Origin of the sequence: Peribacillus muralis, assembly GCF_001645685.2 — a bacterium.
GTDB classification, from domain to species: Bacteria; Bacillota; Bacilli; order Bacillales; family DSM-1321; genus Peribacillus; species Peribacillus muralis_A.
In genome coordinates this window covers 871,629-897,481 of the sequence record NZ_CP017080.1, presented here as the reverse complement: position 1 = coordinate 897,481, position 25,853 = coordinate 871,629, and the positions used below count along the sequence as shown (strand labels likewise).

Genomic DNA, 25,853 nt, shown 5'->3' with positions numbered 1-25,853 from the left:
TTCCTCATTTATTACACCGAGAAAACAGGACTTTTTTAATTAGTCTTTAAGAGGACTATACTGTACCAATAGGATCGATCCCTTTGTTTTCAATCATCAAAACTACTGCCTTGCCCTTTGGTACCACCGGTCTATGCATCGTACCTTTTGGCACACAGGCTCCTTCGTATTGCCCCAGCTCAAAGTTACCATTTTCCGTTTCCAAAACGAGTGCGCCCTCTAATACAAAAAAGACTTCATCATCATTCTCATGTTTATGCATATGATATTCACCCTCAAAGATACCAAGTCTCAAAACGGATGAATTTACCTCACATAGTGATTGATTGAACCATTTATCCGTATTATCACGAACAATATCCTTGATAGTGATTTTTTCTAGATAATCAAACTTAATGTCCATTTGTTGATTGTAGTTGTAGTTCTTTTGATTTTCCATATATACCTCACTTAGTTTGCACCAATAGTGCTTTTTTATTTGCGAAACAAGAAAAAAAAGTTAATTAGACAAATATATGTGATTCATTTCAATTATACACAAATAAGATAGAGTTTACTAAAAGTTGTATTTATTTAGTTAGCTATTAATGTTTAGCTTTTTTAAGTTACCCATTTAAATTTTAGTTCAATTTAATAAAACAAGTAACTAAATTGCTACCCGTCTTTAGGCTCAGATCAATTCCTCCTGCTCATCTTCAATAATTGCAAAAATCATTCTATCTTCCTTTAGTTGCGCAATTAAATTGAATAATTAATATCATTAGCGCCCAGGATTTTTTTGTTAATTAAACAAATTAAAAACTCACCTACACGTTGGAATGAGTAACTAGGTCTTCTTGATAGAAAGAAGCTACAAGCATTTTCCCGGTATATTCACCGTCCCAAGTTTCTACCATTTTATCGGGCATCTCAACATATTGTTGATAAACCTTTTGCCATCCGGCGTAATAATCTTCTTCATCTTTCTCTATTATGTTAGAAAAGCTGTCAAAGATTTCCACAATTTCGCCCTCGCGTCCGTAAATTGGCTTTGCCACATACGCCTCATTCTCAAAAGGAAAATCACCTCTTAAATAAGTGGGCAAAAAGTGACGACGGATGCTTTCTCTTTCTTCTAAGCTGAAAATCCCGCTGTCATCCCGCCGAGACCAAATCAGAGCTAAAATCGCTTTAGACTGCATAAGGAAGGTACCGGGCGGATTTAATTAAATTCACTTTACACCAGTAATATGTTCTAACAAAGAGGGCCCTATTTCCCTTCTGGCAGAATCTTTATCATCAACCAAGTACTCAAGCGGATATAGTCGATACAAGAAGTTAATCCTATCAATTTCTTGGTCGAAAAGCCCCTCATCCGACACGATGATATTTCAATAGCTATGTATTTGGTGTTCTGTAAACCACTATTTGTTAAATTGAATGAAATAGTTTTACGATCTTCATCGTGCCAGCCATAGGAAGTAAAATGAACCGTATTATCATTTGATAGATTGTATTATTGGCTGATGATTGCCCACGTTCTTTTGATATTATCTTCAAGTTTATTTGGGGATACGAATCCATATTCTTCACATATGATCTGATTAGCGATGGATGATTCTATGTATCCTGTAGGTGTATCAGAATTCACTTTAACCAGTTGATTTCATCTCCATTAATAATGAAGTCCATTCTTGTAAAGTAGCTTTAAAAATCACTGGAAACATTGGCAGCATCCAAGGTTTGGACAGGCAAACCCAGTTGGGACTTCCAAAGATTACTTTCTTGAGAGCCGTCCAGCAGTTTTTGATACATTTTGTTGTATACGTTCCCCACTTTTTTGGTAACACTATTTATCCTATCTACTTCCCTTTGAGAATAGGAATGTATACCATTCGTTCCAATATAAAAAGCTGCCTGAAAGACAGCTCGAGAACTACTCCGGTTTCTCATGTAAAAAAATGGAGTCCCATATCCAAAAGATTACAGCAGCAGAAAAACTTAATTCATAAAACTGCTTCATTCTTACAACATTCATTGCAACGTTTACATCTTGTACTATATACAATATGAATACAGCTATAAACGAGAAAAAAATGTATATGAATAAGTAAAGCAAGTTAAATTTCCTTGGATACCTATTGAGAAATACCTGTACGGGCACCGCAAAAATCACGTAGGGGACAACGATATAAAATGGATATACAATAATTCCAGGCAGTAACCAGGAGATCTCTCCACTAAAGAGAATTATACTAGCAGCTAAAGAGATGCAGGAAAAAAATAGGCTGAAAATGTATTTAGGGATTACATCGCTAAATTTCGCTACCTTTTCGCTTACTTTCCAAATTTCCAAGCTGCCTCACCCCTTCACGTGGCACCGTGTATATATCTTGATCAATTCTCATCCCGCCTCTTACTGAGATAATAAAATCCCTTTTATTTACTGTATCATCTATTTTCAAGATGTAAAACCTTTCTTTAGGAAACGTAAAGAAACGATTGACGTGAATTCGATTCACAGTTGCAAAAACAAAAGCAAGGCTTGCCTTGGATTACTTTAATGGTCATTTCTTTTAAGCGTGAACCAAAATGTACATCCTGCCTTATCGTTCCGTTCCACTCCTATTTCACCATCATGCAACTCAATAATGGACTTGGCTATGGCGAGCCCTAGACCTGATCCACCTGTTTCTCTATTTCTGGATTTCTCCACACGATATAAGCGTTCGAACACATAGGGCATATCTGCTTCAGGTATGCCCTGTCCCTCATCCGCCATCGATATTTTTATAAATCCGTACTTGTCCTTTTTTCCTATGATTTTGATGGTTCCATTCAAAGGGGAGTAACGAATCGCGTTTTCCAACAGATTGATGACAGCTTGTTTCATTTTTGAAGGAGCAATTGAAACTGGCTCCAATTGTTCAGGTAAATCCACTTCAATATTGAGTTTCTTTTCTTCAATTTGAAACAACTGATTCTGGAGTGTTTCAAGGATCAGCTGATCTATATGGTATGGTTGTTTCACGAGAGTAATCCCATCTGCATCAAGTTGGGACAATTGAAAAAGTTCATCAATCAAGTCGCTAAGCCGTTGGGTTTCAAGTCCTAATGTCCGTAAATATTGATGGAAGGTTTCTTTATCTTCTACAACACCGTCTTCAAGCGCTTCGGAAAAGGCCTTGATGGATGCGATCGGTGTTCGTAAGTCGTGTGAAATATTTGCAACCAATTGTTTTCTTGATGCCTCGGATTTAGACAGATTTTCGAAACTTTTCAGTAATTGCTCATTCATATCATTAAAATTCAAGGCCATTGTATTTAACTCAATAATATTACTTCCATTAATCCTACAATTAAAATCACCCTCCCGAATTTTCTTGGCACCGGCCGATATATCCCGAATGGATTTCAAAATGGGCTTAGTCAGGTACAAATGCACAAGGATGGATATAACTGTAGCAATTAACGTAATGAAGACTAACAAATTAAAGATGGCTGGAGGCAGTACCATTTCGATATAACTAAAGATCAAGAAAATCACTATCACCCCAATGCTTGCGATGTTAGCCAATAGCAGCTGTGTTCTTATTTTCATTCTTCATCCCCGCTTTCAAACTTATAGCCCACTCCCCAAACGGTCTTAAGCATTTGAGGGTTGGATGGATCACGCTCAAGCTTCTCACGTAACCGTCTCATATGGACAGTCACCGTTGTTGTATCTCCTTCAAACTCCATACCCCAAACTTTTTCCAATAGTTGGGAACGTGAGAAAACTTGTTTTGGATGATTGATCAAAAGCCAGAGGATGTCAAATTCCTTCATCGTCAATTCAATGGGATTATGACGAAGACAGACCGTTCGCGTCGCTTCATTAACCTCCAGTTCCCCGTATTGGACCATGTTCACATGGGCTTCCCGATTTTGCGTGAGCAACGGATTTCTTCCCAGCAGCCGGAAGATCGACTTGACCCGCAATACGAGTTCCCTCGGACTAAACGGTTTAGTGACATAGTCTTCTGCTCCATTTGTCAGTCCCATCAGCCTATCCTGCTCTTCCCCTCTTGCCGTTAACATGATGATCGGGACATCGTCCAACTCGCGTATTTCCTGGCACACTTCCCATCCAGTTTTATAAGGCATCATTAAATCCAGAATAATCAAATCTGGTTTTTGTTTTTTCCATTTGGCAATGGCCTCCTCGCCATCACTCGCTTCAATGGTGAGGTAGCCCTCCCTTTGTAAATACCTTTTACAAACATCTCTTATGCTGCTTTCATCATCTACAATCAAAATCTTTTTCGTCATTATTTCACCTGTCCTTATTAAAAATAATCATCATGCAATTTTGCGCAAGGGGGAGGATATATTGTTCAAACAAAAGTGCTTGCAGCGAGTGCTGCGAAATCCTCAAAAAACTATAGACAAACTCGATTGCGATCGAGCATGTCTATAGTTCGAGGAATATCTTCTCCCATACAACTTGTCAACTAGTTTAGCTTCCGTGATATGTGCTGTACCCTCCAGGTGCGGCTACAATTGGTACATGGTAATGTTGTTTCGGATCAGTCACTTTAAAACGAAGTGGAACTTCGTCCAGGAATTCATCTGCACCCTCCGTGCCTTGTTTATCAAAGTAATCGCCTATAAAGAAATGGATTTCATACGTTCCCTCTTTCATTTCCTTTGGTGTAAGCAGGGAACCAACGCGTCCCTCTTTATCCGTTTTGGCCGTGTGTAAGTATTTCGTCTTTCCTTCTTCATTCACACGATATACTTTAACTTTTACATTTGGTGCAGGTTTTCCTTTTACTTCGTCAAGTACGTGAGTAGAAAGCCCCCCCATCGGTTTTGCTGGAGTTTCCGCTTCCTTCGCACCCTTGACCGGAACTTCGTTACTTGCTGCATGTGCTACCTGATCCTTCCCTTGGTTCTGTACAACCTGCTCTAATTGACCAAATCCCAGAAATCCTGCACACGATAGGACAGCGGCACCCGCTATACTTGCTACGTATTTTTTCATTCATAACTCCTCCTTATTCTGTCGATATGTATACAATACCTTGCATATGTTATTAAACTCTAACGAAACTATTAACTTTTTCTTAACTGCCCACTTTTTTTGCGGCCACCCTCAGAAATATTCCTTTGAAAATAAGAAAAAGGCTGCCGCGGCAACCTCCCTTATAAAAACTCTTATATCTTCGTAAAAGTATGGCTGCCCTAAAATAAATCCCGCATTAGCTTTTTCGATATATAGTCGAGTTGATTCACCATATGGTGATCATCAACTTGCTCTGCATGGTCAGCTTTAAAGAGCTGAAGCTTCTTCAGCTGGTAATAATCCCACAATAATTGATGAAGGGTCAGACCGTTCAGCATTAAAAATTTAGCATCTATCATGGAGCGGACCAATACATCATCTTGTAGAAAAATAAGCTTTTCATTAACCGAATTGAATAGTCCTTTATCTTTTCCCTCTTCATAAAAAACCATCAATTTTTCTTCTCTTCTTTGCATCGCATCCCTCAGTTGATCATGTAAATATGGATACATGATTTGAAGCTCATTCAAGAAAACATCAGAGATATAGGCCGCAAGTAAAATCGATTGTTCAAAGGATTGTTGAAAACCCTTGGTAAATGATTTGACCGTATTATTCGATTCCACGATAAGTTCATTTATATAGTCAACAAAACTATTAACAGACGCTTGAATGACATCTTCTTTGGAAGTGAAATATTTGTACATGGTCGCTTTACTAACATCCATGTATTTTGCCATATCATCCATCCGAATGGATTGAAAGCCATTCTTTCTTATTATAGGGATGATTTTTGTGAGCAATCTTGTTCTCGTGTCATTTTGAGAACTTTGATTTTGTTCGTTATTCGCAGTCAAGCCGTTCTCCTCCTTCACTTTTTTCATTATTACATAAAAAAGCAGGGAAATAAACATAGCGAACTAATTAAACTTTTTTAACCTTTTTAGTTTACTTGGTTTTATATTGGTGTTATTCTAATTTTGTTAAAAATAAACTTAAGGGGTTGCTAGTCATATGAGAAATAGAAAATTAGGAAATAGTGACTTACAAGTGTCGGCAATGGGCCTTGGATTAATGGGGATGTCTGGAACATATGGTGCGACGAATGACATTGAATCCACTCGTACCATCCATCGTGCACTAGAGTTAGGTGTGACACTGTTGGATACTGCCAATATTTATGGAAATGGTCATAATGAAGAACTTCTTGGAAAAGCATTAAAAGGACGGCGGGATCAAGCCATCCTTGCTTCAAAGTTTGGTTTCTTACCTGATTACACCGTAAGCGGGCACCCTGATTACGTAAAACAGTCAATAGACGAGAGTCTTCGTCGATTGAATGTAGACTATATTGACCTATATTATCAACATCGCGTAGACCCTGATGTCCCAATCGAAGAAACAGTAGGAGCACTATCGGATTTAGTAACGGCGGGTAAAGTTCGTTATCTTGGTTTATCGGAAGCCGGTGCTGAAACGATTAAACGCGCTCATGCCATTCATCCAATTTCCGCTTTACAAACCGAATACTCCCTTTGGAGCCGGGATATTGAAGATGAAATCTTACCTGTCGTCAATGAATTAGGTATTACTCATGTTGCTTACAGTCCACTTAGTCGTGGCATTATCTCTGGAGAATTACGTAAGTTTGAAGATCTTGCTGAAGACGATATTCGCAGATGGTTGCCTCGCTACCAAGGAGGGAACTTCCAAAAGAATTTGGATGTTCTAGAGGAAATAAAGAAAATCGCAGAGGACAAAAATGCTACACCTTCTCAATTAGCTTTAGCATGGACAATGGAAAAAGGTGCCTTGCCGATTCCTGGAACAAAACGCATCAGTTATTTAGAAGAAAATGCAGCAGCCGTCAATATTACGTTAACACCTGAAGATCTGGAGCGTATCGAAGCAGTGAGTCCCAAAAATTTGGTACACGGCGAGCGGATGCAAAGCGAGCAAATGAAACAAACTAATTTATAAAACGGAAGTACCGAAGAAGTAAGACCATTTATCTACGAAATTAAAAAATCACTAGGTATCAAGGAGGGTAAGCAGAATGAGACAAGAACGTTCTTTAGAAGAAAGAATTCAATACCTTGAGGATATTGAAAGCATCAAGAAGCTACAAGCAACATATGGACATTATGTAGATAAAGGGTGGAATGGCAAAGAAGTGGACTTTGAAAGCCTCCCTGCTCTATTTACTGAAGACGCCACTTGGAAATGTGCAGCTATGGGTGTCGATTCCAAAGGAGTCAACACTATTATCGACATGTTAAAAGAAGCGACTGCTGACGGTGAGCTTGGCATGCATAGCTTCACTAACCCGATCATTAATGTAAGTGGTGATGAAGCAACAGGAAAATACTTATTATGGGTTGGTGTAAAAGGTGCCGGTGTAACAAACCTTGTTTATCAAAGTGAGGATGTTGAATACCTACGTACAGCTGAAGGCTGGAAAATTGCTTCTATTAACCTCCATTTTGCTCAAATGTTAAACTCATAACTCAATAAGTGTTAACTTTCTTCTAACTCAGAACAAGGCCTCCTGCATACTGTATAGAATGCAGGAGGCCTTGTTCATTTATATGTATTGGCTTTGTTTAGGAAGGTTCATGTACAATCCCCATAATTAAGTGAGCCAGTCGAAATCCTCTATGGCAACGTAATACTATACCCCAGATACCCACCGTTCCAAGGATGTTCACCCTTCCAATTCTCGGAGTTGCCTATTAATAATAAACGGCTCACTCCCCAATATTTACATCTTCGAGTAAAAACCGAATGATGATATTTTTGCACTCATTTTTATAGGAATGCTATACACTAAAATAATACCTTTATTGAATCGATGAGACCTTTACCGCATCTAAAAAGGCGCTCATTTTAATGTGTTCGATTTGTGTACCTGAAAAAATCTTCATATGTGCGGAGTTAAAAATGGTGCATCGACCCCTCTCCGGGTTTCAATCATGTTTGACTGTACTAGACGATTTCTGAAAAACAATAAAAAAAAACCTTGATATAACAGGGTTTACCTTGATGTAACCCATAGGTTGCTCGGTGATGCGCCCAATGCTAGCTTTACTTTAAAGCTGCGAGCTCACCATAATTGGAAATAAGAAAGGAAAGGAATTATTCATGATACTTAGCGAACGGTTGAAACAAGAACGAGAAAAGAGAAATTGGTCACAACATGATCTTGCAGAGAAGATTCATGTGAGTCGGCAATCCGTGTCGAAATGGGAAACAGGAAAAAATTATCCGAGCATCGAAGTGATCATTCATTTGAGTGACTTATTTCAAATTACGATCGATGAATTATTAAGGAGTGACGAGGAATTGAAAGAAAAAATAATCCGAGATAGTAAGAAATTGGCATTTCCAAAGAGGAAGGTATTTTTTGATAGTGTGTTTTTAATTGGTTCGTTTTTGTTAGTGTTTAAACTCATCATTTTGGGACTGAACAAATTTGTCGGCACGGACATTACATTCTTAGAAGGTATGCCAGCTGTGTCGAATTTCCTCCCGTTGGCTTTGATGCTCATCGGTGGTATTGCTTCGGATTATTTAAAAGATAAATATGTCTCCTAAAGCGCCGCATGTTGAACGGCTCTTGTTGTACAAGAGCCTAATGCAGGCCTTATTGAAAGCGGGCCCCTAAATAATTATATACGCGTCGGGGAATCGGGATTGCATGCTTTTACTCCATATTAACCTTGACCTCGAAATTCACTTTCAGGTCGGGGTAATATTCATCCCTCCAGTTTTTTAGTTCATTGTAAGAAATCAGCTGTTGAAATTCTTGCCCGAATCCAAATATATCTGTATGGCTTTCCTGCATCCGCCTGAGTATTTGAAAAAACCTCTCTTCAATAATCCTTTCAAGCTCTTCCATGATTTTTTTATTTGTTACCCCATCATTTCTTTCTAAAACGTTTATTTTTATATTCAAGTCGCTAGACAATGACGGTTTATTATTGATCAATGAAGGTTTTAGTCGGATTGAGCTATTTGACACCATAATGCTGGCAAAACCTAGGCTCTCTATTTTCCCTTTTTCATTTTTGTTTTGCAGCACACGGATTAATTGGATTTCTTCCGGTTTGAGTCTATCCATTATTTCACCTTTTCTCAAGATATCGGAGCCTTCAAAGATTAATACAGTATTCTTTCCGGAACGGATGAGGGGAACGGCGATATCTTTAGTGGAAGAAAACAGGCTTCGATACACTTCCCAAACAGGGGTACTAAAAACCTCTGGAGCCCAGTCAGCTCCTTTATTGAAAAAATCATAGATAGAAGAAGCATGCACACCCAATTTATCGTTAATGCTCGATAGAACATCCTCCACATTTTCATCAGTTATGGCTATCAACGATCTGGATGGAATCTCTTCTGACCCCATTAAAAATTTTACAATGTTCGTAAATTCCTTTTGATTATGCGCCAAATGGTTTTGAACGACAATTAATCTTATTTGTGTGTAATCAACGGCATTTTCGGAATTTGTCCTGATTTTCCCCAATGCACTTGTAATCGTTTCGCCTGTTCCTGTTACGACTTTCGATACTTGGCGTTCATTTTTAAGTACAGGGATTTGTAACGTTATTTTATATTCTCCTCCCTTGGTCTTGGAAATGCCCAATACTAATGGAATGGTACGCTTATTAATATCTTTGATATCCCAACATCCGCATAGAAGCATTATCATCATAAATGCGAAGAAAAGTTTATATAGGCTATTTTTTCCCATGCCCCCTTACACCTCCATTCGACCAGAAACCATAGATGAATATCGTTATTGGAATAATGATCATGAAAAAAGCTTGTGCACCGGAACTCCACAAAAAGTATTTTTCGAGTAGATTTTTGTTCGGAACGACCAGTGCGATTATAAGCGCGATGAAAGAAAAAGCGCTTATCCAATATGAGGCATTCCATTTGTATACTTTTTGCATGATTGTTCCTATCATCCAAAATAAAACCGAATTTGTCAGTATCACTAGGCCGACAAGCAACACACCAAAGAATATTGCTTGTCGATTGAATGAAAACCAGCTAATGTCTATTGAGTCCATTGATTCCAAGAAAGGGTTTTTCAGTGTAACGACCGTATCTTGCCCGAATATGAATAACGGGATATACACGATTGATAGAGATAATAGCGTTACAATTACCCACGCTGCAAAAAGTTGACGAAATAACAGTTTTGTTTTGGAAGCTATGAATCCCAAAAATAAAAACGAGGAAAATCCTAAAAGATAAAAAAATTTCATCTCCAACAAGAACTTAGGAGGAAGATTCAAACCAGGCGTCACATTATGTATATTAAAATTGACGGAAGAGGAAAAAATATTCAATACGACCAGAGGAATGACAAACAGGAAAATAAAAATCGCGGAACGCAATATTGTTCCTAAACCTTTTAAAGCTGTATATACCGAAATGAAAAATAACAGCACCAATATTGCCCAATAAGGGGTCCTAGGCAAGAAAATCGAAATGATGACCTCCGTATGAATACGATTGTTAAGGGAAGCCAGTACAATCAAGTTGATTGCAAATGGTGTCAGAAAAATGATTGCCGCCCATCTTCCCATCTTTAAATAAATATCAATGACATTCTGTGCTGGAAAGTAATTCAACCCTTTCATGTAAACCCAAATCAAGATCAATTGCAGAAGACATTGGCAAATGATCACTTCCCAATGAGCTGTTTCCGTTAACATATAAATGAGATTAGGATATACAACATAACCAAAACTTAAATGTATGATAATGAAAACTGCTGCAATTTGTATCCGCTGCGTCACTTTATTTCTCCTTCTTTTTTTATTCGAAACGTCATATAAGGAATGTCATAAGAGGTTAAGCTCGCCAAGTATATTATGGTGAAAATAAAACCGATGCATACCCCTAAAATACCGAAAAGTGAGGCCAATATTAGAATCGGATATTTCAGCAAGCGAATGTACAAAGAATTCTGCATGCCAATGACCGATGAACTTGCAATCACGACAGCCGTGATCACGATGACCAACAAGTTACTGACTAATTTGGCCTCCACCATCGCCTGTCCCAGTATGATTCCTCCAACCATCGTAATGGCGGGTCCGACGCTTTTGGGCAGTCTTACAATCGCTTCTAGTATTAAATCAACTAACACTACCATTGCAATGGTTTCGAGAAAGGCCGTTAAGGGAATGCCTTCCCTGCTCTTAGCGACAAACAAGGCAAGATCCAACTTGAAAACCTCCGGATTAACTGACACCAAAGCAACATATAATGCGGGAAGGATCAGCGTGGCCACTAGCCCTATCACCCTGAAAAACCGAAGCATGAATGACAGTATGGAAGGAAAATTGCGATCATCAATACTAACTAACATATCCCAAAGGAGATTAGGAAAAACCAGCGCGAACGGACAATTATCTAAAAAAAAGACAATTTTGTTCTCTTTTAATGAATGTATGGCAGAAATCGGCAGTTCAGTGGCGAAAAGATGACTGACAGGACTTAACCTGCGTTTGCCAAATTGCAAATTAAGGTCATCAATCGTATCAATATCCGTTTGAATTCCTTTTAACTGCCGGTCGACCTTGTCTATTAGGGATTTGGGGGTCCTCCCTTTAATATAGAGCATGGATAGCTTTCGCTTCTCCAGATCTCCTACTTCATAGTTACAATGGCATAGACTTGCTGTTGTAAGCCTTTTTCTGATCATCCCGATGTTCGTGTTAATATCATCTCCAAAGGCATCCGTGGATGATTGAATCGGACTTTCATTTTTAGGCTCGGAAATACTGCTCCTCAAATTTTGGACGATGGGATTTACGACGGCATTTTGTTTGCCATCTTCTGACACGATCACTAAATTGCCTTCTAATATCCCTTTAATCATTTGTTCTGTATCAACATTTATCTCGTCATTAAGATTTATGAACAAAGCTTTTACTGACGTGTTCGAATTTGCGATTTGTTGAACGTATAATTTCGACTTAGTTAAATCGACAAGCGTTTTGAATCCTATTAGAAAAATTGTTGTTTTATTTATTAGTTCTTCTTCAATGAAAAAATCGCCTTGATTGGAAAACTTGGATTCAATTTCGTTTACTATTTTATTCCTCATCAATTTGCCCCTTAACAAATAGTAATTAGGAAGATTATTTGTAATAAAGAACATTTTTATTCGATAAACAAAGAGGGACTCAAAGAAAGCCATACTCTGTTGTATAAACCTCTTATACACCTAAGAATCGTAACGCGCTCAGTAGAACTCTCCAAAACGTATGGCAATATAAGATTTTATCTTCTAGGTCTTTTACGATCCATCCACTTTATTTCTTATCCTTTTCCAGTATCATTTTCAATTTTTCTTTTCCTTCGGAAAAGGCGATCCTTCCAATGGAAGGATCGCCTACGTTAATTTTTTTTCTCATGTGCATTCTCTAGAATTTCTTCAACGCTTCGATCATTAAACGCCAAAAGCCTTCGACGTCCAGCTCCAATCCATACTTGGCATTTACTTTTCTTCCCGTAATCCCATGCAGATCGATTAAAGTCGTTCCTGCTGTAAACTCTCCTTTCGTTTCCACCGTTATATTCACTTCTTTCGTTTTAAACAATTCGGGTGCAACACAGTAGGCGACCGTTAATACATCGTGTACCGGTGCCCCTGCAAAGTTGAACATTTCTTTATATGTCGAGGCAAAGAATACTAGTAATTCTCCAACTATTTTGGCCACATGATTATCAATTTTTTGCACCTGATCGATAACTTCTTTTGTAGCGAGAGCTTGATGAGTTATATCCAGTCCCATGACCACTATTGGAATACCGCTATCAAATACTTTTTTCGCCGCCTCCGGATCTGCCCAAATATTAAACTCTGCAGTTGGCGTCCAGTTACCGAAGGTTCCGCCGCCCATAAGGACAACCTCTTCAATATTGTCCTTAATCTCTGGTGCTTTTAATAGAGCTAAAGCAATATTTGTCAAAGGTCCTGTCGGAAGAATCGTAACAGGTTCTTTCGACTCTTTTACAAGGCGTATGATCGTATCGCAGCCATGTTCATCACTCCAGCTTCGAGAAGGTTCAGGCAACTCCGGCCCATCCAGACCTGAATCACCATGAATGCCGGGTGCCGTTTCTCGTAAACGAATCAACGGTTCACTAGCCCCTTTTGAAACTACAACATCGGATAAAGATACTAAATCACAAATTTTCAACGCATTCATTGTCGTTTTTTCAATTTCCGCATTCCCCGAAACTGTCGTAATTCCCAAGATGTCCAGTGATGGCTGTGAAGCGGCCAAAATAATCGAAATCGCGTCATCATGCCCTGGATCACAATCCAATATAATTTTTTTCGTTTGCATCATACTCTCTCCTTTATTGCGATTACATGGCAATCCCCATTATCGTTCCGGATATTACGGAAGCTAATGTAGCACCAAGCAAAAGTTTTAAAGCAAATTTGGATACATGATTACCTTGTTTTTCACTAATGGATTTGATTGAACCTGAAACAATGCCTACCGTTCCGAAATTCGCAAAGCTAACTAAATAAACCGATACAATGGCAATGGTTTTATCTGAAAGGTTTTTTGATATTTCACCAAAATTCAGCATCGCAACGAATTCGTTGGTAACAAGCTTTGTAGCCATTATTCCGCCTGCTTTTACAGCTTCTGACCACGGAATGCCCATTAAAAAAGCGATAGGTGCAAACAGATACCCGATAACCGTTTGAAAAGAAAAATGAAAAACGTTTAAAAAGATTACATTGATCAATTCCATTAAGGCAATGAACCCCAATAACATAGCCGCAACCGTTATAACGATTTTAAAGCCATCCATAACACTATCCCCAACCATCTGGAAGAAAGGAACTCTTTGATTTTCTTCTATTTGAATCAGATCCTCATCATCGTCCAGATCATAGGGATTGATGATATTAGCAATGATAAGAGCACTGAAGATATTCAAAACAACGGCGGTAACCACATATTTGGGCTCCAGCATCGTCATGTATGCTCCAACCATAGCCATGCTTACCGCACTCATTGCCGAGGTACAGATCGTGTATAGCCTTTTGGAAGATAAATGTGGAATCTGTTTGATGATCGTTAAAAATACTTCTGGCTGACCCAGGACAGCTGTAGATACCGCAAAATAGCTTTCAAGTTTCCCCATTCCAGTTATTTTACTTAATATCAAACCTAAATATTTGATTAGGAATGGCAAAATTTTAATATAATTCAATATTCCAATTAAAACCGACATGAAAACCAGGGGCAATAGAGCTATAAAGAAGAAAGTCGTTTTTCCTTCATTCACCATACCGCCGAACACGAATTGAATTCCGGAATCTGCGACCGCCATCAGTTTTTCAAAAAAAACGCCTACATTGGTAATGGCAATGAGGCCAAGGCTAGTATTCATCATCGTGTACACTAAAATGATTTGCACGGCTAACATGACCAGAATTCGTTTATATTTAATTTTTTTCCGGTTATTACTGAATAAAAAAGCGATGATAAAAACAAACAGGATCCCTGTTAGCAAGAATATAAACTTCATCAGACCATCCCCCTAGAGTGTTAACGCTTTCAATCTTGTGAAAAAAAACTTCTATAAGTCTAGTTGTTTAGTATAACAACACGGTGAACTTATAGAAGTTGTGCTTTTGACGCTTACACTCTCAGTTTATTATCACTTAGTTTTTCATTGAAACTTACGGCAATTTGGGTTCCCACTTTAGCATTATGCTTTACTAATTCGATGTTGGCATCAAGGCTTTTACCGCCTGTTAATTCTTTGATTTTCCCTAGTAGGAATGGCGTACTATCTTTACCGACAATATGATTTTCTTCTGCTTCACGGATTGCTTGATCGATGATTCCATTAATGTAATCTTGATCCATGGCATATTCTACTGGAATCGGGTTAGTAATGACTGCCCCGCCCTTAAGGTTTAATTCCCACTTAGTTTTTAATGTTTCAGCAATTACATCTACCGAATCCGTAAAGAAGTTTAATTTATGCTCACTTTCCCTAGTGTAAAAAGCTGGAAGGCATTCCGTTCCATATCCTATTACTGGCACTCCTTTTGTTTCAAGGTATTCAAGAGTAAGGGCCAAGTCCAGGATCGATTTAGCTCCTGCACATATGACAGCTACATCGGTTTGAGCCAATTCCTCCAGGTCAGCTGATATATCCATAGTCGTTTCCGCTCCTTTATGAACCCCGCCGATACCTCCAGTTACAAAAACTTTGATGTCAGCTAACTCCGCACAAATCATCGTCGTAGCAACAGTTGTTGCCCCTAGTTGTTTGGTAGCGATGATTTGTGCCAAATCACGTCTTGATACCTTAGCAACATTTGGGCTTTTCCCAAAAATCTCGAGCTCTTCATCTGTCAATCCGATTTTGATTTTTCCATCAATGATTGCGATTGTTGCTGGAACCGCACCGTTATCACGTACAATTTGTTCAACTTCACGAGCCATTTTTACATTTTGAGGATAAGGCATTCCATGAGAAATGATAGTGGATTCTAAAGCAACCACTGCTTGGCCTGATGCTTTTGCTTCTTGCACTTCTAAAGATAGTTCAATATATTTTTTCATTTAAAAATTCCTCCATATCCAATTTAAATTGTGTTTGTGACAATTCTTGCCTAACTGTATATTTTGACATGATCGTTTTATGAGCATTGACCAAGCCCGATTTGATGACACATTCAAATTCCCGCTTTTGTAACCAGGAATAAATGACACCTGAACAAAATGAATCTCCTGCACCTGTGACATCAGCCACTATAGGTGTTTCAATAGATGGAAAATGCTGTATCTCACCATTAGCAACACCAGTAATGATTCCTTTTGATCCGTTAGTCACAATTACATTTTTCACTCCTAGCCCCAGCCACATCTTTACAGAATGTTCCCAATCTTTCCTATCGTTGATTTTGACATTGAAATAAGTCTCCGTTTCATCTTTATTGACAATCAGCCAACTCACTGCATTCATTTTTTTAGGTAGGGCGCTCATTTTTTGAGATGAAACAGGAATAATGACTAAGGGAATTTGGTGTTCCGCAGTAAATATTCCAAGAAAATCTATCGTTTCACTTGGACAATTCAAGTCCACAATAATGCATTTGGCCATAAGAAGGATGTTTATATTTTTTAAAAGCAAAGCAGGTGAAATATAATCAAAAACCTTCATATCGGCTAGGGCTAAAGATAAATCTCCGCTTTGGTCAATAACGGCCGTGTAGGAACCCGTTGATAAGTCGTCAATCTTAATGACATGGTCCAAATTCATAAAAGGCGAGGATGCTTGATAAATATCCAACCAATCGGAATCATTTCCTCGTGCTGAAAGCAGTATAACTTCTTCACCTAAACGTCCTAAGTTCTCGGCAATATTCCTTGCCACACCTCCAACGGTTCTAGAAGATCCTATGACAGGATTGGAGGTTTTTTTAACAATTTCATTTTTTGTATATAATTTCTTATCAATATTAGCTCCCCCTATACAAATAATGGGGGACTTTTGTTTACCCGCATTAAAAGTAATAGTCAAAATCAACACCCCCTTTCTGGACATTTGTTAATCCTTTAAACATATGTTTAGTATACGCTTACATTTTAACTTGTCAATAAATTTTAAAAATTTAGTTAAATACTTTTTCCCTATTTTCTTTTTCAACCATCTCTTCTCGACTTAAAGTCGATAAAAAAATACCAAATATTATGATTAATACTCCGAAAATTTGCAACAAAGTGACCATTTCATTTAACAAAATTACCGAGATTATCATTGCGACTGGCAACTCAACTGCACTCAATATCGACGATTTACTTAATCCTATCTTGGGAATGGATATGCTGAACAGATATACCGGAAGGATCATCCCAAATAACCCCAACGCTAAACCATATATCCAGAGACCTTCAGTAAATAGCGTGCCCTCCCAAATTATTTGTGGAGTTTGAAAGACAGCTGTCGTTATGAAAGCAAAGAAAGAAACCAAGACTAATCGATTAGATGTTGTCATGGCTGGATTTGTTTTGCCATTAAAAAATAAAAATAGCGAATAGCAAACCTTGAAGAGGAACCCTCGTTATGTCGACATCCATTAAGCCAGCTGCCGGAATGGTTCCGACAAATAATAAAAATATGGAGAAGTATTCCGCTCGCCCAGGGAATTGCCGTTTTGCAATGCAAGAAATGAGCATGCCGATCCACGTAAATTGAAATAAAAGAACAACAGCTAATGATGCAGGCATATAATTCAAGCAAAGACCATACGAAATATTGGTCATTCCTGTCAAGATCCCTATGGGGATGATATTTTTGATTCCCTTACTATTCAACTTTTTTCTTTGAACGGCAAATATACAAACAGCAAGCATAAAGCCCATGACGAATTGGCTTGTAACTGCTTCCGAGGCTGAAAAACCATCAAGCATGGATAGTTTTATGATTGTTGAAACTACGCCGTAGCTGCATGCCCCGAAAATCACAAACAAAGGATAATAGTACATTTTACTCATTGGATTTTTCTCCTTTCAGATTCTCACTGCCGAATATGTAGGCAATAACGAGTTTTAAGACAAGAGTTTATCATAAAAACATTTGTTTAGTAAATGCAGAATAATCTAAATTCAAAAAAAACCGGAAGTTTTCTTTAACAAGAAAATTTCCGGTTTTTCATGATTTTTTTATATTTTTTTCCAAAAGTACGCATAAATTGCTCTATTTTATAGGTTCCAGCAACTGAAGTCATGGTTATCCTGTGCCATCAATCAGTATCATAGTTCTTAAAGTCATTTTCAGCAAATGCGTAAAGATGCTCATCTGTAATATCTGCATTGGTGTTTGATGTTTGCAAGTTGATTGAGGAAGCCGCCATGCCAAATCGTAAAGATCGTTCAAAAGATTCGTTTTGATTCATGCCGAATAAAATGCCCCCTATCAATGCTTCATCCACTCCATTGTTATATTGAAAATTGTCTTGTAATGGCAGCAAATGCTCTTTCCTTCCATCATTAGCTGCCCAAAAAATCCCCTGCCTGTCTAAGGTGATGATCACCTGTTTGACTCCTCTTTGGATGATTTGCTCGGCAGCCTCCTTACAATCTTCAATCGTGACGACTTCCATATTGGACATTATCGATATTTCACCACGATTGGCAATCAATAAATCTATGCCCTGTAAATTAGTCGGCATTCGCGATGCTTTAGGGGCTGAAACGGGATTAATCCATAAGGTCAACTTTTCTTTTTCACACCTTTTAATAAGATAAGTCAAGGTTTCTTCCGGAAGATTGGAATCTGCAAAAATTATATTGGAAGAAGCAAGATGTGACCAACGTGCTTCGATGAACTCAATGCTAAACTGGTCATAGATTTGCATATCAGCCACCGCTAAAACCATTTCACCAGACTCATCAAGAATGGATGTATACGTACCAGTCTTTTCCATATTCAATGCTAAGCATTGGCTAACATCCACTCCGTATCGTTTTGTTTCTTCCATTAGCCATTTTCCTTCTTGGTCATCTCCGATCAAAGAAATCAATGATACTTGGCAGCCTAACCTTCCGAGGTTCTCTGAAATATTGCGGGAGATACCGCCACAGGACTGTCTAACCGTTGCCGGGTTGGAAGTACCATACTGAATGGGCTTCAACGTTTGTGACATACGATCTATATTGGCTCCACCGATGCAAGTAATTCGTGATTCTTCCCGCACAATGTAGGCTCTCCCAATTATTTCTCCCTTTTTCGTCAGAGTTGAAATATAACCTGCCACCGCTGATCTTGATAGTCCAAGTTTCACTGATAATTCTTGTTGTGAAATAAAAGGATTTTCTCTGATTAATTCCAAAATATACTGATCTTTCACCTAATTTCCCTTCCTTCTCTAACAATCTTTGTAAGAGTGAGTATGGTCAATACTCTTATTCGCGTATTTATGCATAGATAATGCTTGCCCCATCCTCTATCTTAATAGCCGGTTATTTTCAGCACTTATATGGTTAAGATATTGATGATGTCAAAGTGAAATCGAGTTATATCTCTATCAATTTTACCAAATTTTTTCGTAAAGGGCATATGACTCGCTGCCATTCACGATTTTTTACTAACTCACCATAAGAAAAGGAGCGACAACAAAAAAAAAAGTGCCCATTTCCCTTTAATAGAAACCGGCACTCCGTTTATTCGCTAGATGTCACCTTGCCGCTTTAGGCGGTTGGCATACGTCGCATTTACGTTGGTTATTATTCTTGAATTTCTTGAATGTTTTTTCAAAGTTACTGCCACATGTACATTTAAATAGTAACTTTTGTGAAAAGCCATGATATTCCGTAGTAAGCAGCTTACTTTCCGAATTGTTCTCGACAAATTCTTTAATTTTACCAATCGTCCATTGTTTGTTCATTCTCTTACACCTCCATATTTTATCGCTATGCGGAGGCTTCTTTTGCATCCGTTCAATAAAAAATAATTGTCCTGAGTTATATATTATAACATGAACGGAGAGACGTTTTAATAGCTGGAGCTATCTTATTTAACGATAATCGAACACCCCTCGAAATGCTGTGTACTTTGTATTGGAATTACTTTGACTCTCTATCTCGAATTTGACTTTCGATTCCCCGTTACTATATTTATATATTTTCCTTGATAATAATAATTATTTGAATTAGAATTAGTTTTGTACCTAGTTGATAATAATTATCAATCTCAATAGAGTAAAAGGGGAGTTAACATTTTGAAGAAAATATTATTTTTATTCGTTGCCGTACTTCTATTTGTAACTGGATGCTCAAAATCAAATGAGTCATCTTCAAGTACATCTAAATCTGGATTGGATGATAAGAAAATTGTGAAAATCGGGTGGCAAAACAGTGGATTCCCGTCACCATTTACATTTGATACAAATGGTCCGGGTGGATTTTTACGGAACTCATTTTTATTTGATACGTTAACCTGGAAGGATGATACTGGTGTTATTCCTTGGTTAGCACCGTCTTGGGAAGTGTCAGAAGATAATCTGGAATATACATTTACATTAGAAAAAGATGTAACATTCCATGACGGAGAATCATTAACGGCGGATGATGTAGTATTCTCCTATAACTATTTTAAAGAAAATACTTTTCAATGGAATACAGATATGACAAAGGTCGCTTCAGCAGAAAAAATTTCTGACCATGAAGTGAAAATTACTCTAACAGAGCCGTATGTTCCGTTCATTTCTGAAATCGCTGGCAAGTTACCGATCATTCCAAAACATATCTGGTCAAAAGTTGAACAACCATTAGAGTATCAGGAGGATGAAGCTTTAATTGGCTCAGGTCCATTTACACTTGATAGCTATGATTCAGCAACAGGTAATTATAAGTTTGCCAAAAACGAAAATTACTTTAAAGGTGACGTGACAGTGGATGAAGTTCAATATTTAGCAACTGAAAACCGTATGTTATCTTTACAAAACAAAGAAATCGATGGCGGTATGACATTTAACTATACAGAAGTGCAACAGCTTGAAAAATCTGGATATGGCGTTCTGAAAAGCGAACCTACTGGCAGCGCCGTTCGTGTCGTATTCAACTTGAAAAACGAAAAATTAAGTGATAAAAATCTCCGTCAAGCGATTGCTTATGCATTGGATCGTTCTTCAATTGCTGAGAAATTAACGGGTAACTCGGAAGTAATGGTTGGCAGTGCAGGTGTCATTCCCCCAGATTCAACTTGGTATAAAAAAGACGTGAAACAATATGATTACAATGTTGAACAGGCAAATGCCATCCTCGATAAGCTAGGTTACGAGAAAAATGATGCAGGCATCCGTGAAGATTTGGATTTAAGCGTACTTGTTTCTTCAACTTCTAAAGAAGCTGAATTAATGAAATCAATGCTTGCCAATGTTGGGATTAAACTTGATATACAAACAGTCGACTCAGCAACATTCTCAACGGCCATGGCTGAAGGGAACTATGACATGTCAATTACAGGGCATATCGGTTTAAGCGGTGACCCAGACTTCTTACGTTTATGGTTTAGCGGGCAAGCTAGTAACTCCCTAGCCGGTAAAGGCGTATTCGAAAACGAAGAGTTCCAGAAGCTTGCAAGTCTTCAATTGAAACAAGGAAATGAAGCAGAGCGCAAAGCTACAGTTGATGAAATGCAGGATATTTTAGCTGAAGAATTACCAACACTTGTGTTATACCACCGTCCATTCTATTACGTGTATGATTCAAGCGTATTTTCTGGTTGGTTCAATACCTATGGCGGTATTTCGGATGGTATTCCTTTAACGGATAACAAAGCAGTATTTGTGGATTACAAATGATAAAAAAAATATTGACGCTATACGGCTCAGTATTTGTCATATTATTATTACTCAATTTCTTTCTCCCTCGGCTTATGCCGGGGGGGCCAATTGAGTATTTGGATGGCCAGGATAGCGGGCCGATGCTAACCGAAGCGCAAAAGGCTTCCATGATTGAATACTACAACCTCGATGCCTCTTTAGGTGAACAATTTATTGATTATCTAGGAGGGCTCCTGCATTTGGAATTCGGTTATTCGTTTTCTTATAAGGAGCCAGTTACTGATATAGTATTAAATCATTTACCGTACACCTTATGGATTGTAGGGATTTCAACAACGCTTTCATTAATCCTCGGAATACTATTTGGTTTATGGTCAGGCTGGTTCCATTTTAAACGTGGTGATCGGCGCTTTATGCTAACAATGATGGCAGTTGGGGCATTGCCTGAATTTTTAGTGGGAATGATTTTATTATTAGTATTCGCTGTTTATATGGGTTTTCTGCCCATGAGCGGTGCAAGTGAACCATTTTTAAGCTCGGATTCGTGGTGGACGGTCATTGCCGATTATGCTCAGCATGCTGCGCTACCGATTATCACATTAACGATTGTAAGTATTTCAAGTACTTACTTATTAGTAAGAAATGAAACGATTCAAGTGATCTCTTCACCATTTATTGAATTTGCAAAAATGAAAGGAATTAAACGAAATCGCTTAGTGTATCGCCATATCTTAAAAAATGCTCTACTGCCGATTTTCACACTAATGATGATCCGTATAGGTACACTATTTACTGGAGCTATTTTTGTAGAAACGTTGTTTTCTTATCCCGGTATTGGAAAGCTGTTAAAAGAAGCAGTGTTATCAAGGGACTATCCACTAATGCATGGACTGTTTTTTGTATTTTCAGCAATCATACTGCTTTTCAATGCTTTAGCTGATTTCCTTTATCCGAAGCTAGACCCACGTGTTAAGGGGGGAAATAAAAATGAATAAGGTCTATAAGCTACCTATTATAGTAATTGGAATATTATTTATAGTAGCTTTTATTGGTCCAATTTTTGTTCCATATGATCCCTTTTCATATGATGCCGCTTCCCTATTAAGTCCATCCGCCGATCACTGGCTTGGAACAAATAGATTAGGACAGGATATCTTAAGTCAATTAATCTATGGGACACGCACTAGTATTTTAATTGGGTTATGCATTGCTGCCTGCTCGACAATTTTAGTGGTAGTACTAGGTTTACTAGCAGGGTATTTTCCTATATTGGATAAGGTGATCAATGGCGTTGCAAACGTTTTATTAGTACTGCCTAATTTGCTATTGATCTTGATCATCATGTCGTTCGCCGGTGGTGGAATGGCACAGCTTGTCATTATATTAAGCTTGCTGTCATGGCCTTCGTATATGCGTATAGTGCGTTCGGCCGTCCTTACGTTGAAGGAACGGGAATTTGTTAAATCCTCCCAATTGTTCGGCGGTCATTCCTTATATATTTTACGTGCACACATATTTCCGCATTTACGGCCAATAGTGAAGACGAAATTTATATTAACATGTAAATCAGCGATATTGACGGAAGCTGGACTGGCATTTTTAGGGCTTGGTGACCCAAATTTCATTTCATGGGGAAGCATGTTAAATGAAGCATTTTCACAACCATCCACTTTCTTGAATTCAAGCTGGACTTGGATTGTTATCCCTCCAGTGCTATTCCTCACTATTTTAACAATGAGCTTAGCGTTTTTACTTGAGGAAAAAACGAAGAAACCGTCAAAACTGAAAAAGGTGGCAATTGATACGATTCAGAATGGGTTGGATGATTTGGCCGCCTATCATGTCAACATTGCCTTTGAGGAGAAAAAGGTTGTCTCGGATGTTTCTTTCCAAATTAAAAGCGGGGAAATTGTGAGTTTGATTGGTCCTTCTGGTTCAGGCAAGACTACTTTAGCTCGTGCGATGTACGGATTATTACCAACTGATGTATGGTCAGGTGATATCCAATATGATGGGAAATCTGTTAGAAATCCACAATTCGCCAATGATTGTTACTGGAAAACGTGTGCCTATATTTATCAAGATGCCCGTTCAGCATTTAACCCATTATTGAAACTGAAGGATCAGTTCTTGGAAATTGGGATATCGATGGAGCAGTCGGTTGCAGCTGTGGAGGAAGTATCGTTGCCTAAAAATATTCTAGAAAAGTATCCGCATGAATGTTCGGGCGGGATGCTAAGTCGGTCGTTAATTGCATTAGCTTTCGCCAATAAGCCGAAATTCATTATTGCTGATGAATGTACGAGTGCACTTGATCCGATTTTAAAGAAAGAAATAGTTCTTTTGCTTGAGGAAAAAGTGAGAGCTTATAATATTAGCTTATTATTTATAACGCATGATATGGACGTAGCCTATGCCATTTCAGATCGTACGCTATCAATCGTTGAAGGGCATGTGGAAGAGGAGGTATTATTCAATGCTCGAGGTTCGCAATTTAAGTAAAAAGTTCGGAAATAATGTTGTGTTAGATGATGTGAGCTTTTGTGTAGGAAGAGAAGAATTTATTTGTTTGCTTGGTGAGTCGGGTTCTGGCAAGTCTACGATTGCTGAGCTATTAATTGGATTACATGAACCGTGTCAAGGCGAGATACGCTGGGCAGAAGACTCGATTAACTGCACACAATATGTTTATCAAAATCCAGACCGCTCCTTCAATCCATTTTGGTCAATGGAACAAAGCTTGTTGGAACCGCTTTTATTACAAAAACATTCAAAGAAAGCAGCATTGAAGAAAATTACTTCGATGATGGACCATGCAGGATTGCCAGTCGAGCTTCTAAAAAATAAGCCGAGTCAATGCTCTGGCGGACAAAAGCAGCGTATGGCCATCATTCGCGCATTACTATGTAACCCGCGCCTATTAATTGCTGATGAAATAACATCTGCGTTAGATCCGCAAACAGAAAGAACGATAATTGAATTGCTGAAAGAATTTCAAAGCTCTTACCATATGAGTGTTTTATACATTACACATCGTATTCAAGCCATTGAAGGTGTAGCAGACCGAGTTTTAGTATTGGATAAGGGCAGCATTGTTGAAAGTGGAACGGCTGATGAGGTATTGAAATATCCGCGGCACCCTTACACAAAAAATCTTCTGGAAGCTTGCATGTACTTCGAAAAAAGAAAAAAATCTATAGTCTAGGAGGAAGAATGAATGAGTCAACTAAACATTTTAGAATTGAACCCATCTCATGCATTTAGCATCAAAGAACCCGTGGATAACTCATTGAACACAACCCTAATTGATGAATATGAGCTGGAAACGACAGAATTATCTCCGTATAACGTTTTATATATTACAGAATTTGTTGATCAAGAATACTTATTGAATCATAAGGAGGTTATTTCTGAATTCTTGAATAATGGAAAAGTGGTTGTTTTTTGCGGACACTTATTCCGCGACTGGTTACCCGGCTGTTCCCTGATGATGCCAAAGAAGATTAATCATTATAAAGATTATTACGTACAGCCAGTCCCTGGTGCTCCACTTTTTGAAGGTGTTGAAGTAGAAGATATGGTTTTTAACAAAGGCGTTGCAGGATTCTTTGCACGTGGCTATTACCGAGCTCCAAAAGACACAGAGGTTTGTTTAACGTTTACAGATGGAAAGGTCATTACATACATTGATCGTCATACATCGAATGGCACGATCATCGTTCACTCCGGACGCAGTTTATTAGGTTATAACAGCGATAAGAAAACAACAGGTAAAATCAGAATTCAAATGTTGGCACTTCTTGAGCAAGAAGTTGCACAGGAGGTAGTATGATGAGAAAAATTGCAGTTATTTATAGTGGGCATGCATCACACTTTCGTACATTCCACGAGCCGAAGTATGCACAATTCATCGATAAATTAATTTACTTCCCTGACTTTGCCGAGACGAATTTATCACCGTATGACGTACTGATTGTGCCATCACAGCTAAATTCGAACTTATTACTTCAAAATGCGAAAAAAATTCGTGACTTTGCTGATGAAGGGAAAACAGTTATAGCCTTTGGTCCACAACCTTGGCAATGGCTCCCGAACCAGAATTGGGAGGAGCGCACAACCAATTTCTGGTGGTGGATTGAAGAAAATGCAGATAGTGGTTTACGTGTTCAAAATGCCCAACAGCCATTTTTTGAATATATAACGCTAGAAGATTGCACATGGCACCAACACGGCGTATTTTGGCCCCCAGCTCATGCAACAACACTTGTATCAACAATAGATGGCGGGTCCGTATTATACATTGATGAGCAATCAACAAAAGGTACTTGGATCATTACAACTCTAGACCCGGACTATCACTTTGGTTCGTATTTCATGCCAGCGACAGAACGATTTTTAGATGGTATGTTCCAATGGATTAGTAAAGGGGATATTACAAAGAAAATTCTGGAGCATTGTTAGAATGTT

At 38.3% G+C, this 25,853-nt stretch carries 26 protein-coding genes and 1 pseudogene; 9 read left to right on the top strand and 18 right to left on the bottom strand.

Translation table 11 applies throughout. The features are described from left to right. Positions 1-55 precede the first annotated feature (55 nt). From ABE28_RS04345 to ABE28_RS04315, 7 genes and pseudogenes are all read right to left on the bottom strand, one after another. Entirely contained in the window at positions 56-439 is a 384-nt protein-coding gene (locus tag ABE28_RS04345; RefSeq protein ID WP_064461957.1) for a cupin domain-containing protein, read from the bottom strand. Positions 440-806: 367 nt separating this feature from the next. Further along, positions 807-1,193, bottom strand: a pseudogene (locus tag ABE28_RS04340) (glutathionylspermidine synthase family protein); the annotation flags it as partial. A gap of 722 nt (positions 1,194-1,915) precedes the next feature. Continuing rightward, the gene (locus ABE28_RS26020; RefSeq protein ID WP_064461959.1) at positions 1,916-2,335 is read right to left on the bottom strand and encodes a UPF0715 family protein; all 420 of its coding nucleotides are present in this window, start codon (positions 2,333-2,335) and stop codon (positions 1,916-1,918) included. 204 nt (positions 2,336-2,539) lie between these two features. Next, a complete protein-coding gene (locus ABE28_RS04330; protein ID WP_064461960.1) occupies positions 2,540-3,580 on the bottom strand; it encodes a sensor histidine kinase in 1,041 nt (346 codons plus the stop codon). Further along, complete coding sequence (locus ABE28_RS04325) at positions 3,577-4,290, bottom strand: response regulator transcription factor (RefSeq protein ID WP_064461961.1); 714 nt, start codon at positions 4,288-4,290, stop codon at positions 3,577-3,579. Before ABE28_RS04325 ends, ABE28_RS04330 begins: the two co-directional genes overlap by 4 nt. A 187-nt stretch (positions 4,291-4,477) precedes the next feature. Further along, positions 4,478-5,005, bottom strand: coding sequence for a hydroxyisourate hydrolase (gene uraH / locus ABE28_RS26180; protein WP_083231938.1), 528 nt, complete (start codon positions 5,003-5,005; stop codon positions 4,478-4,480). A 200-nt stretch (positions 5,006-5,205) separates the two neighbouring features. Further along, complete coding sequence (locus ABE28_RS04315; protein ID WP_167353380.1) at positions 5,206-5,883, bottom strand: TetR/AcrR family transcriptional regulator; 678 nt, start codon at positions 5,881-5,883, stop codon at positions 5,206-5,208. 157 nt (positions 5,884-6,040) lie between these two features. On the opposite strand from ABE28_RS04315, the gene ABE28_RS04310 reads away from it, so the two are divergent. From ABE28_RS04310 to ABE28_RS04300, 3 genes are all read left to right on the top strand, one after another. Continuing rightward, a complete protein-coding gene (locus tag ABE28_RS04310) occupies positions 6,041-7,006 on the top strand; it encodes an aldo/keto reductase (protein WP_064461962.1) in 966 nt (321 codons plus the stop codon). A gap of 76 nt (positions 7,007-7,082) precedes the next feature. Continuing rightward, positions 7,083-7,532 (top strand): nuclear transport factor 2 family protein, encoded by a 450-nt coding sequence (locus tag ABE28_RS04305; RefSeq protein ID WP_064461963.1) that lies wholly within the window; start codon positions 7,083-7,085, stop codon positions 7,530-7,532. 635 nt (positions 7,533-8,167) lie between these two features. Then, positions 8,168-8,620: a helix-turn-helix domain-containing protein gene (locus tag ABE28_RS04300; protein WP_064461964.1), complete on the top strand. Its 453-nt coding sequence runs from the start codon at positions 8,168-8,170 to the stop codon at positions 8,618-8,620. 109 nt (positions 8,621-8,729) lie between these two features. Here the strand turns inward: ABE28_RS04300 and ABE28_RS04295 are convergent, their stop codons facing one another. The 11 genes from ABE28_RS04295 to ABE28_RS04250 all read right to left on the bottom strand — a co-directional run bounded on the left by ABE28_RS04295 (position 8,730) and on the right by ABE28_RS04250 (position 19,487). Beyond that, on the bottom strand, positions 8,730-9,782 hold the full coding sequence (locus tag ABE28_RS04295) for a Ger(x)C family spore germination protein (RefSeq protein WP_064461965.1): 1,053 nt from the start codon (positions 9,780-9,782) through the stop codon (positions 8,730-8,732). Beyond that, on the bottom strand, positions 9,769-10,842 hold the full coding sequence (locus ABE28_RS04290; protein ID WP_064461966.1) for a GerAB/ArcD/ProY family transporter: 1,074 nt from the start codon (positions 10,840-10,842) through the stop codon (positions 9,769-9,771). The genes ABE28_RS04295 and ABE28_RS04290 overlap by 14 nt, the downstream gene beginning before the upstream one ends. Further along, entirely contained in the window at positions 10,839-12,158 is a 1,320-nt protein-coding gene (locus tag ABE28_RS04285) for a spore germination protein (RefSeq protein WP_064461967.1), read from the bottom strand. The genes ABE28_RS04290 and ABE28_RS04285 overlap by 4 nt, the downstream gene beginning before the upstream one ends. 319 nt (positions 12,159-12,477) lie before the next feature. Further along, positions 12,478-13,407 (bottom strand): nucleoside hydrolase, encoded by a 930-nt coding sequence (locus ABE28_RS04280; RefSeq protein WP_064461968.1) that lies wholly within the window; start codon positions 13,405-13,407, stop codon positions 12,478-12,480. A gap of 22 nt (positions 13,408-13,429) precedes the next feature. Next, positions 13,430-14,611 (bottom strand): NupC/NupG family nucleoside CNT transporter, encoded by a 1,182-nt coding sequence (locus ABE28_RS04275; protein ID WP_064461969.1) that lies wholly within the window; start codon positions 14,609-14,611, stop codon positions 13,430-13,432. A 113-nt stretch (positions 14,612-14,724) separates the two neighbouring features. Beyond that, positions 14,725-15,660, bottom strand: a complete 936-nt coding sequence (locus tag ABE28_RS04270; RefSeq protein WP_064461970.1) for a pseudouridine-5'-phosphate glycosidase — start codon at positions 15,658-15,660, stop codon at positions 14,725-14,727. Continuing rightward, positions 15,644-16,621: a carbohydrate kinase family protein gene (locus ABE28_RS04265; RefSeq protein WP_257390703.1), complete on the bottom strand. Its 978-nt coding sequence runs from the start codon at positions 16,619-16,621 to the stop codon at positions 15,644-15,646. Before ABE28_RS04265 ends, ABE28_RS04270 begins: the two co-directional genes overlap by 17 nt. 91 nt (positions 16,622-16,712) lie before the next feature. Continuing rightward, a complete protein-coding gene (locus ABE28_RS25935; RefSeq protein WP_306807326.1) occupies positions 16,713-17,096 on the bottom strand; it encodes an EamA family transporter in 384 nt (127 codons plus the stop codon). Positions 17,097-17,115: 19 nt separating this feature from the next. After that, positions 17,116-17,595 (bottom strand): EamA family transporter, encoded by a 480-nt coding sequence (locus tag ABE28_RS25930; RefSeq protein ID WP_306807325.1) that lies wholly within the window; start codon positions 17,593-17,595, stop codon positions 17,116-17,118. Positions 17,596-17,843: 248 nt separating this feature from the next. Further along, positions 17,844-18,950, bottom strand: coding sequence for a carbohydrate kinase (locus ABE28_RS04255; protein WP_064461972.1), 1,107 nt, complete (start codon positions 18,948-18,950; stop codon positions 17,844-17,846). A 327-nt stretch (positions 18,951-19,277) separates the two neighbouring features. Beyond that, positions 19,278-19,487, bottom strand: coding sequence for a hypothetical protein (locus ABE28_RS04250; protein WP_063235826.1), 210 nt, complete (start codon positions 19,485-19,487; stop codon positions 19,278-19,280). A 333-nt stretch (positions 19,488-19,820) separates the two neighbouring features. Between ABE28_RS04250 and ABE28_RS04245 the strand changes: the two genes are divergently transcribed. Genes ABE28_RS04245 through ABE28_RS04220 form a run of 6 tightly spaced genes read left to right on the top strand, consistent with a single transcriptional unit; the run spans position 19,821 to position 25,847 of the window. Continuing rightward, positions 19,821-21,404, top strand: coding sequence for an ABC transporter substrate-binding protein (locus ABE28_RS04245; protein WP_083231935.1), 1,584 nt, complete (start codon positions 19,821-19,823; stop codon positions 21,402-21,404). Further along, positions 21,401-22,381, top strand: coding sequence for an ABC transporter permease (locus ABE28_RS04240; protein WP_064461974.1), 981 nt, complete (start codon positions 21,401-21,403; stop codon positions 22,379-22,381). The genes ABE28_RS04245 and ABE28_RS04240 overlap by 4 nt, the downstream gene beginning before the upstream one ends. Next, positions 22,374-23,888: an ATP-binding cassette domain-containing protein gene (locus tag ABE28_RS04235; protein ID WP_064461975.1), complete on the top strand. Its 1,515-nt coding sequence runs from the start codon at positions 22,374-22,376 to the stop codon at positions 23,886-23,888. Before ABE28_RS04240 ends, ABE28_RS04235 begins: the two co-directional genes overlap by 8 nt. Next, positions 23,863-24,591 carry an ABC transporter ATP-binding protein gene (locus ABE28_RS04230; RefSeq protein ID WP_064461976.1) on the top strand — a complete coding sequence of 243 codons (729 nt, stop codon included), beginning with the start codon at positions 23,863-23,865 and terminating at the stop codon, positions 24,589-24,591. Before ABE28_RS04235 ends, ABE28_RS04230 begins: the two co-directional genes overlap by 26 nt. A 12-nt stretch (positions 24,592-24,603) precedes the next feature. Beyond that, the gene (locus tag ABE28_RS04225) at positions 24,604-25,218 is read left to right on the top strand and encodes a hypothetical protein (protein WP_064461977.1); all 615 of its coding nucleotides are present in this window, start codon (positions 24,604-24,606) and stop codon (positions 25,216-25,218) included. Beyond that, positions 25,218-25,847: a hypothetical protein gene (locus ABE28_RS04220; RefSeq protein ID WP_064461978.1), complete on the top strand. Its 630-nt coding sequence runs from the start codon at positions 25,218-25,220 to the stop codon at positions 25,845-25,847. The genes ABE28_RS04225 and ABE28_RS04220 overlap by 1 nt, the downstream gene beginning before the upstream one ends. The last annotated feature ends 6 nt before the right edge of the window (positions 25,848-25,853 follow it).

Coding starts and splice junctions, on each gene's coding strand:
- ABE28_RS04345 (WP_064461957.1), bottom strand. CDS start 439: ATGGAAAATCAAAAGAACTACAACTACAATCAACAAATGGACATTAAG.
- ABE28_RS04330 (WP_064461960.1), bottom strand. CDS start 3,580: ATGAAAATAAGAACACAGCTGCTATTGGCTAACATCGCAAGCATTGGG.
- ABE28_RS04325 (WP_064461961.1), bottom strand. CDS start 4,290: ATGACGAAAAAGATTTTGATTGTAGATGATGAAAGCAGCATAAGAGAT.
- uraH (WP_083231938.1), bottom strand. CDS start 5,005: ATGAAAAAATACGTAGCAAGTATAGCGGGTGCCGCTGTCCTATCGTGT.
- ABE28_RS04310 (WP_064461962.1), top strand. CDS start 6,041: ATGAGAAATAGAAAATTAGGAAATAGTGACTTACAAGTGTCGGCAATG.
- ABE28_RS04305 (WP_064461963.1), top strand. CDS start 7,083: ATGAGACAAGAACGTTCTTTAGAAGAAAGAATTCAATACCTTGAGGAT.
- ABE28_RS04300 (WP_064461964.1), top strand. CDS start 8,168: ATGATACTTAGCGAACGGTTGAAACAAGAACGAGAAAAGAGAAATTGG.
- ABE28_RS04295 (WP_064461965.1), bottom strand. CDS start 9,782: ATGGGAAAAAATAGCCTATATAAACTTTTCTTCGCATTTATGATGATA.
- ABE28_RS04285 (WP_064461967.1), bottom strand. CDS start 12,158: ATGAGGAATAAAATAGTAAACGAAATTGAATCCAAGTTTTCCAATCAA.
- ABE28_RS04280 (WP_064461968.1), bottom strand. CDS start 13,407: ATGCAAACGAAAAAAATTATATTGGATTGTGATCCAGGGCATGATGAC.
- ABE28_RS04275 (WP_064461969.1), bottom strand. CDS start 14,611: ATGAAGTTTATATTCTTGCTAACAGGGATCCTGTTTGTTTTTATCATC.
- ABE28_RS04270 (WP_064461970.1), bottom strand. CDS start 15,660: ATGAAAAAATATATTGAACTATCTTTAGAAGTGCAAGAAGCAAAAGCA.
- ABE28_RS25935 (WP_306807326.1), bottom strand. CDS start 17,096: ATGACAACATCTAATCGATTAGTCTTGGTTTCTTTCTTTGCTTTCATA.
- ABE28_RS25930 (WP_306807325.1), bottom strand. CDS start 17,595: ATGAGTAAAATGTACTATTATCCTTTGTTTGTGATTTTCGGGGCATGC.
- ABE28_RS04250 (WP_063235826.1), bottom strand. CDS start 19,487: ATGAACAAACAATGGACGATTGGTAAAATTAAAGAATTTGTCGAGAAC.
- ABE28_RS04240 (WP_064461974.1), top strand. CDS start 21,401: ATGATAAAAAAAATATTGACGCTATACGGCTCAGTATTTGTCATATTA.
- ABE28_RS04235 (WP_064461975.1), top strand. CDS start 22,374: ATGAATAAGGTCTATAAGCTACCTATTATAGTAATTGGAATATTATTT.
- ABE28_RS04230 (WP_064461976.1), top strand. CDS start 23,863: ATGCTCGAGGTTCGCAATTTAAGTAAAAAGTTCGGAAATAATGTTGTG.
- ABE28_RS04225 (WP_064461977.1), top strand. CDS start 24,604: ATGAGTCAACTAAACATTTTAGAATTGAACCCATCTCATGCATTTAGC.
- ABE28_RS04220 (WP_064461978.1), top strand. CDS start 25,218: ATGAGAAAAATTGCAGTTATTTATAGTGGGCATGCATCACACTTTCGT.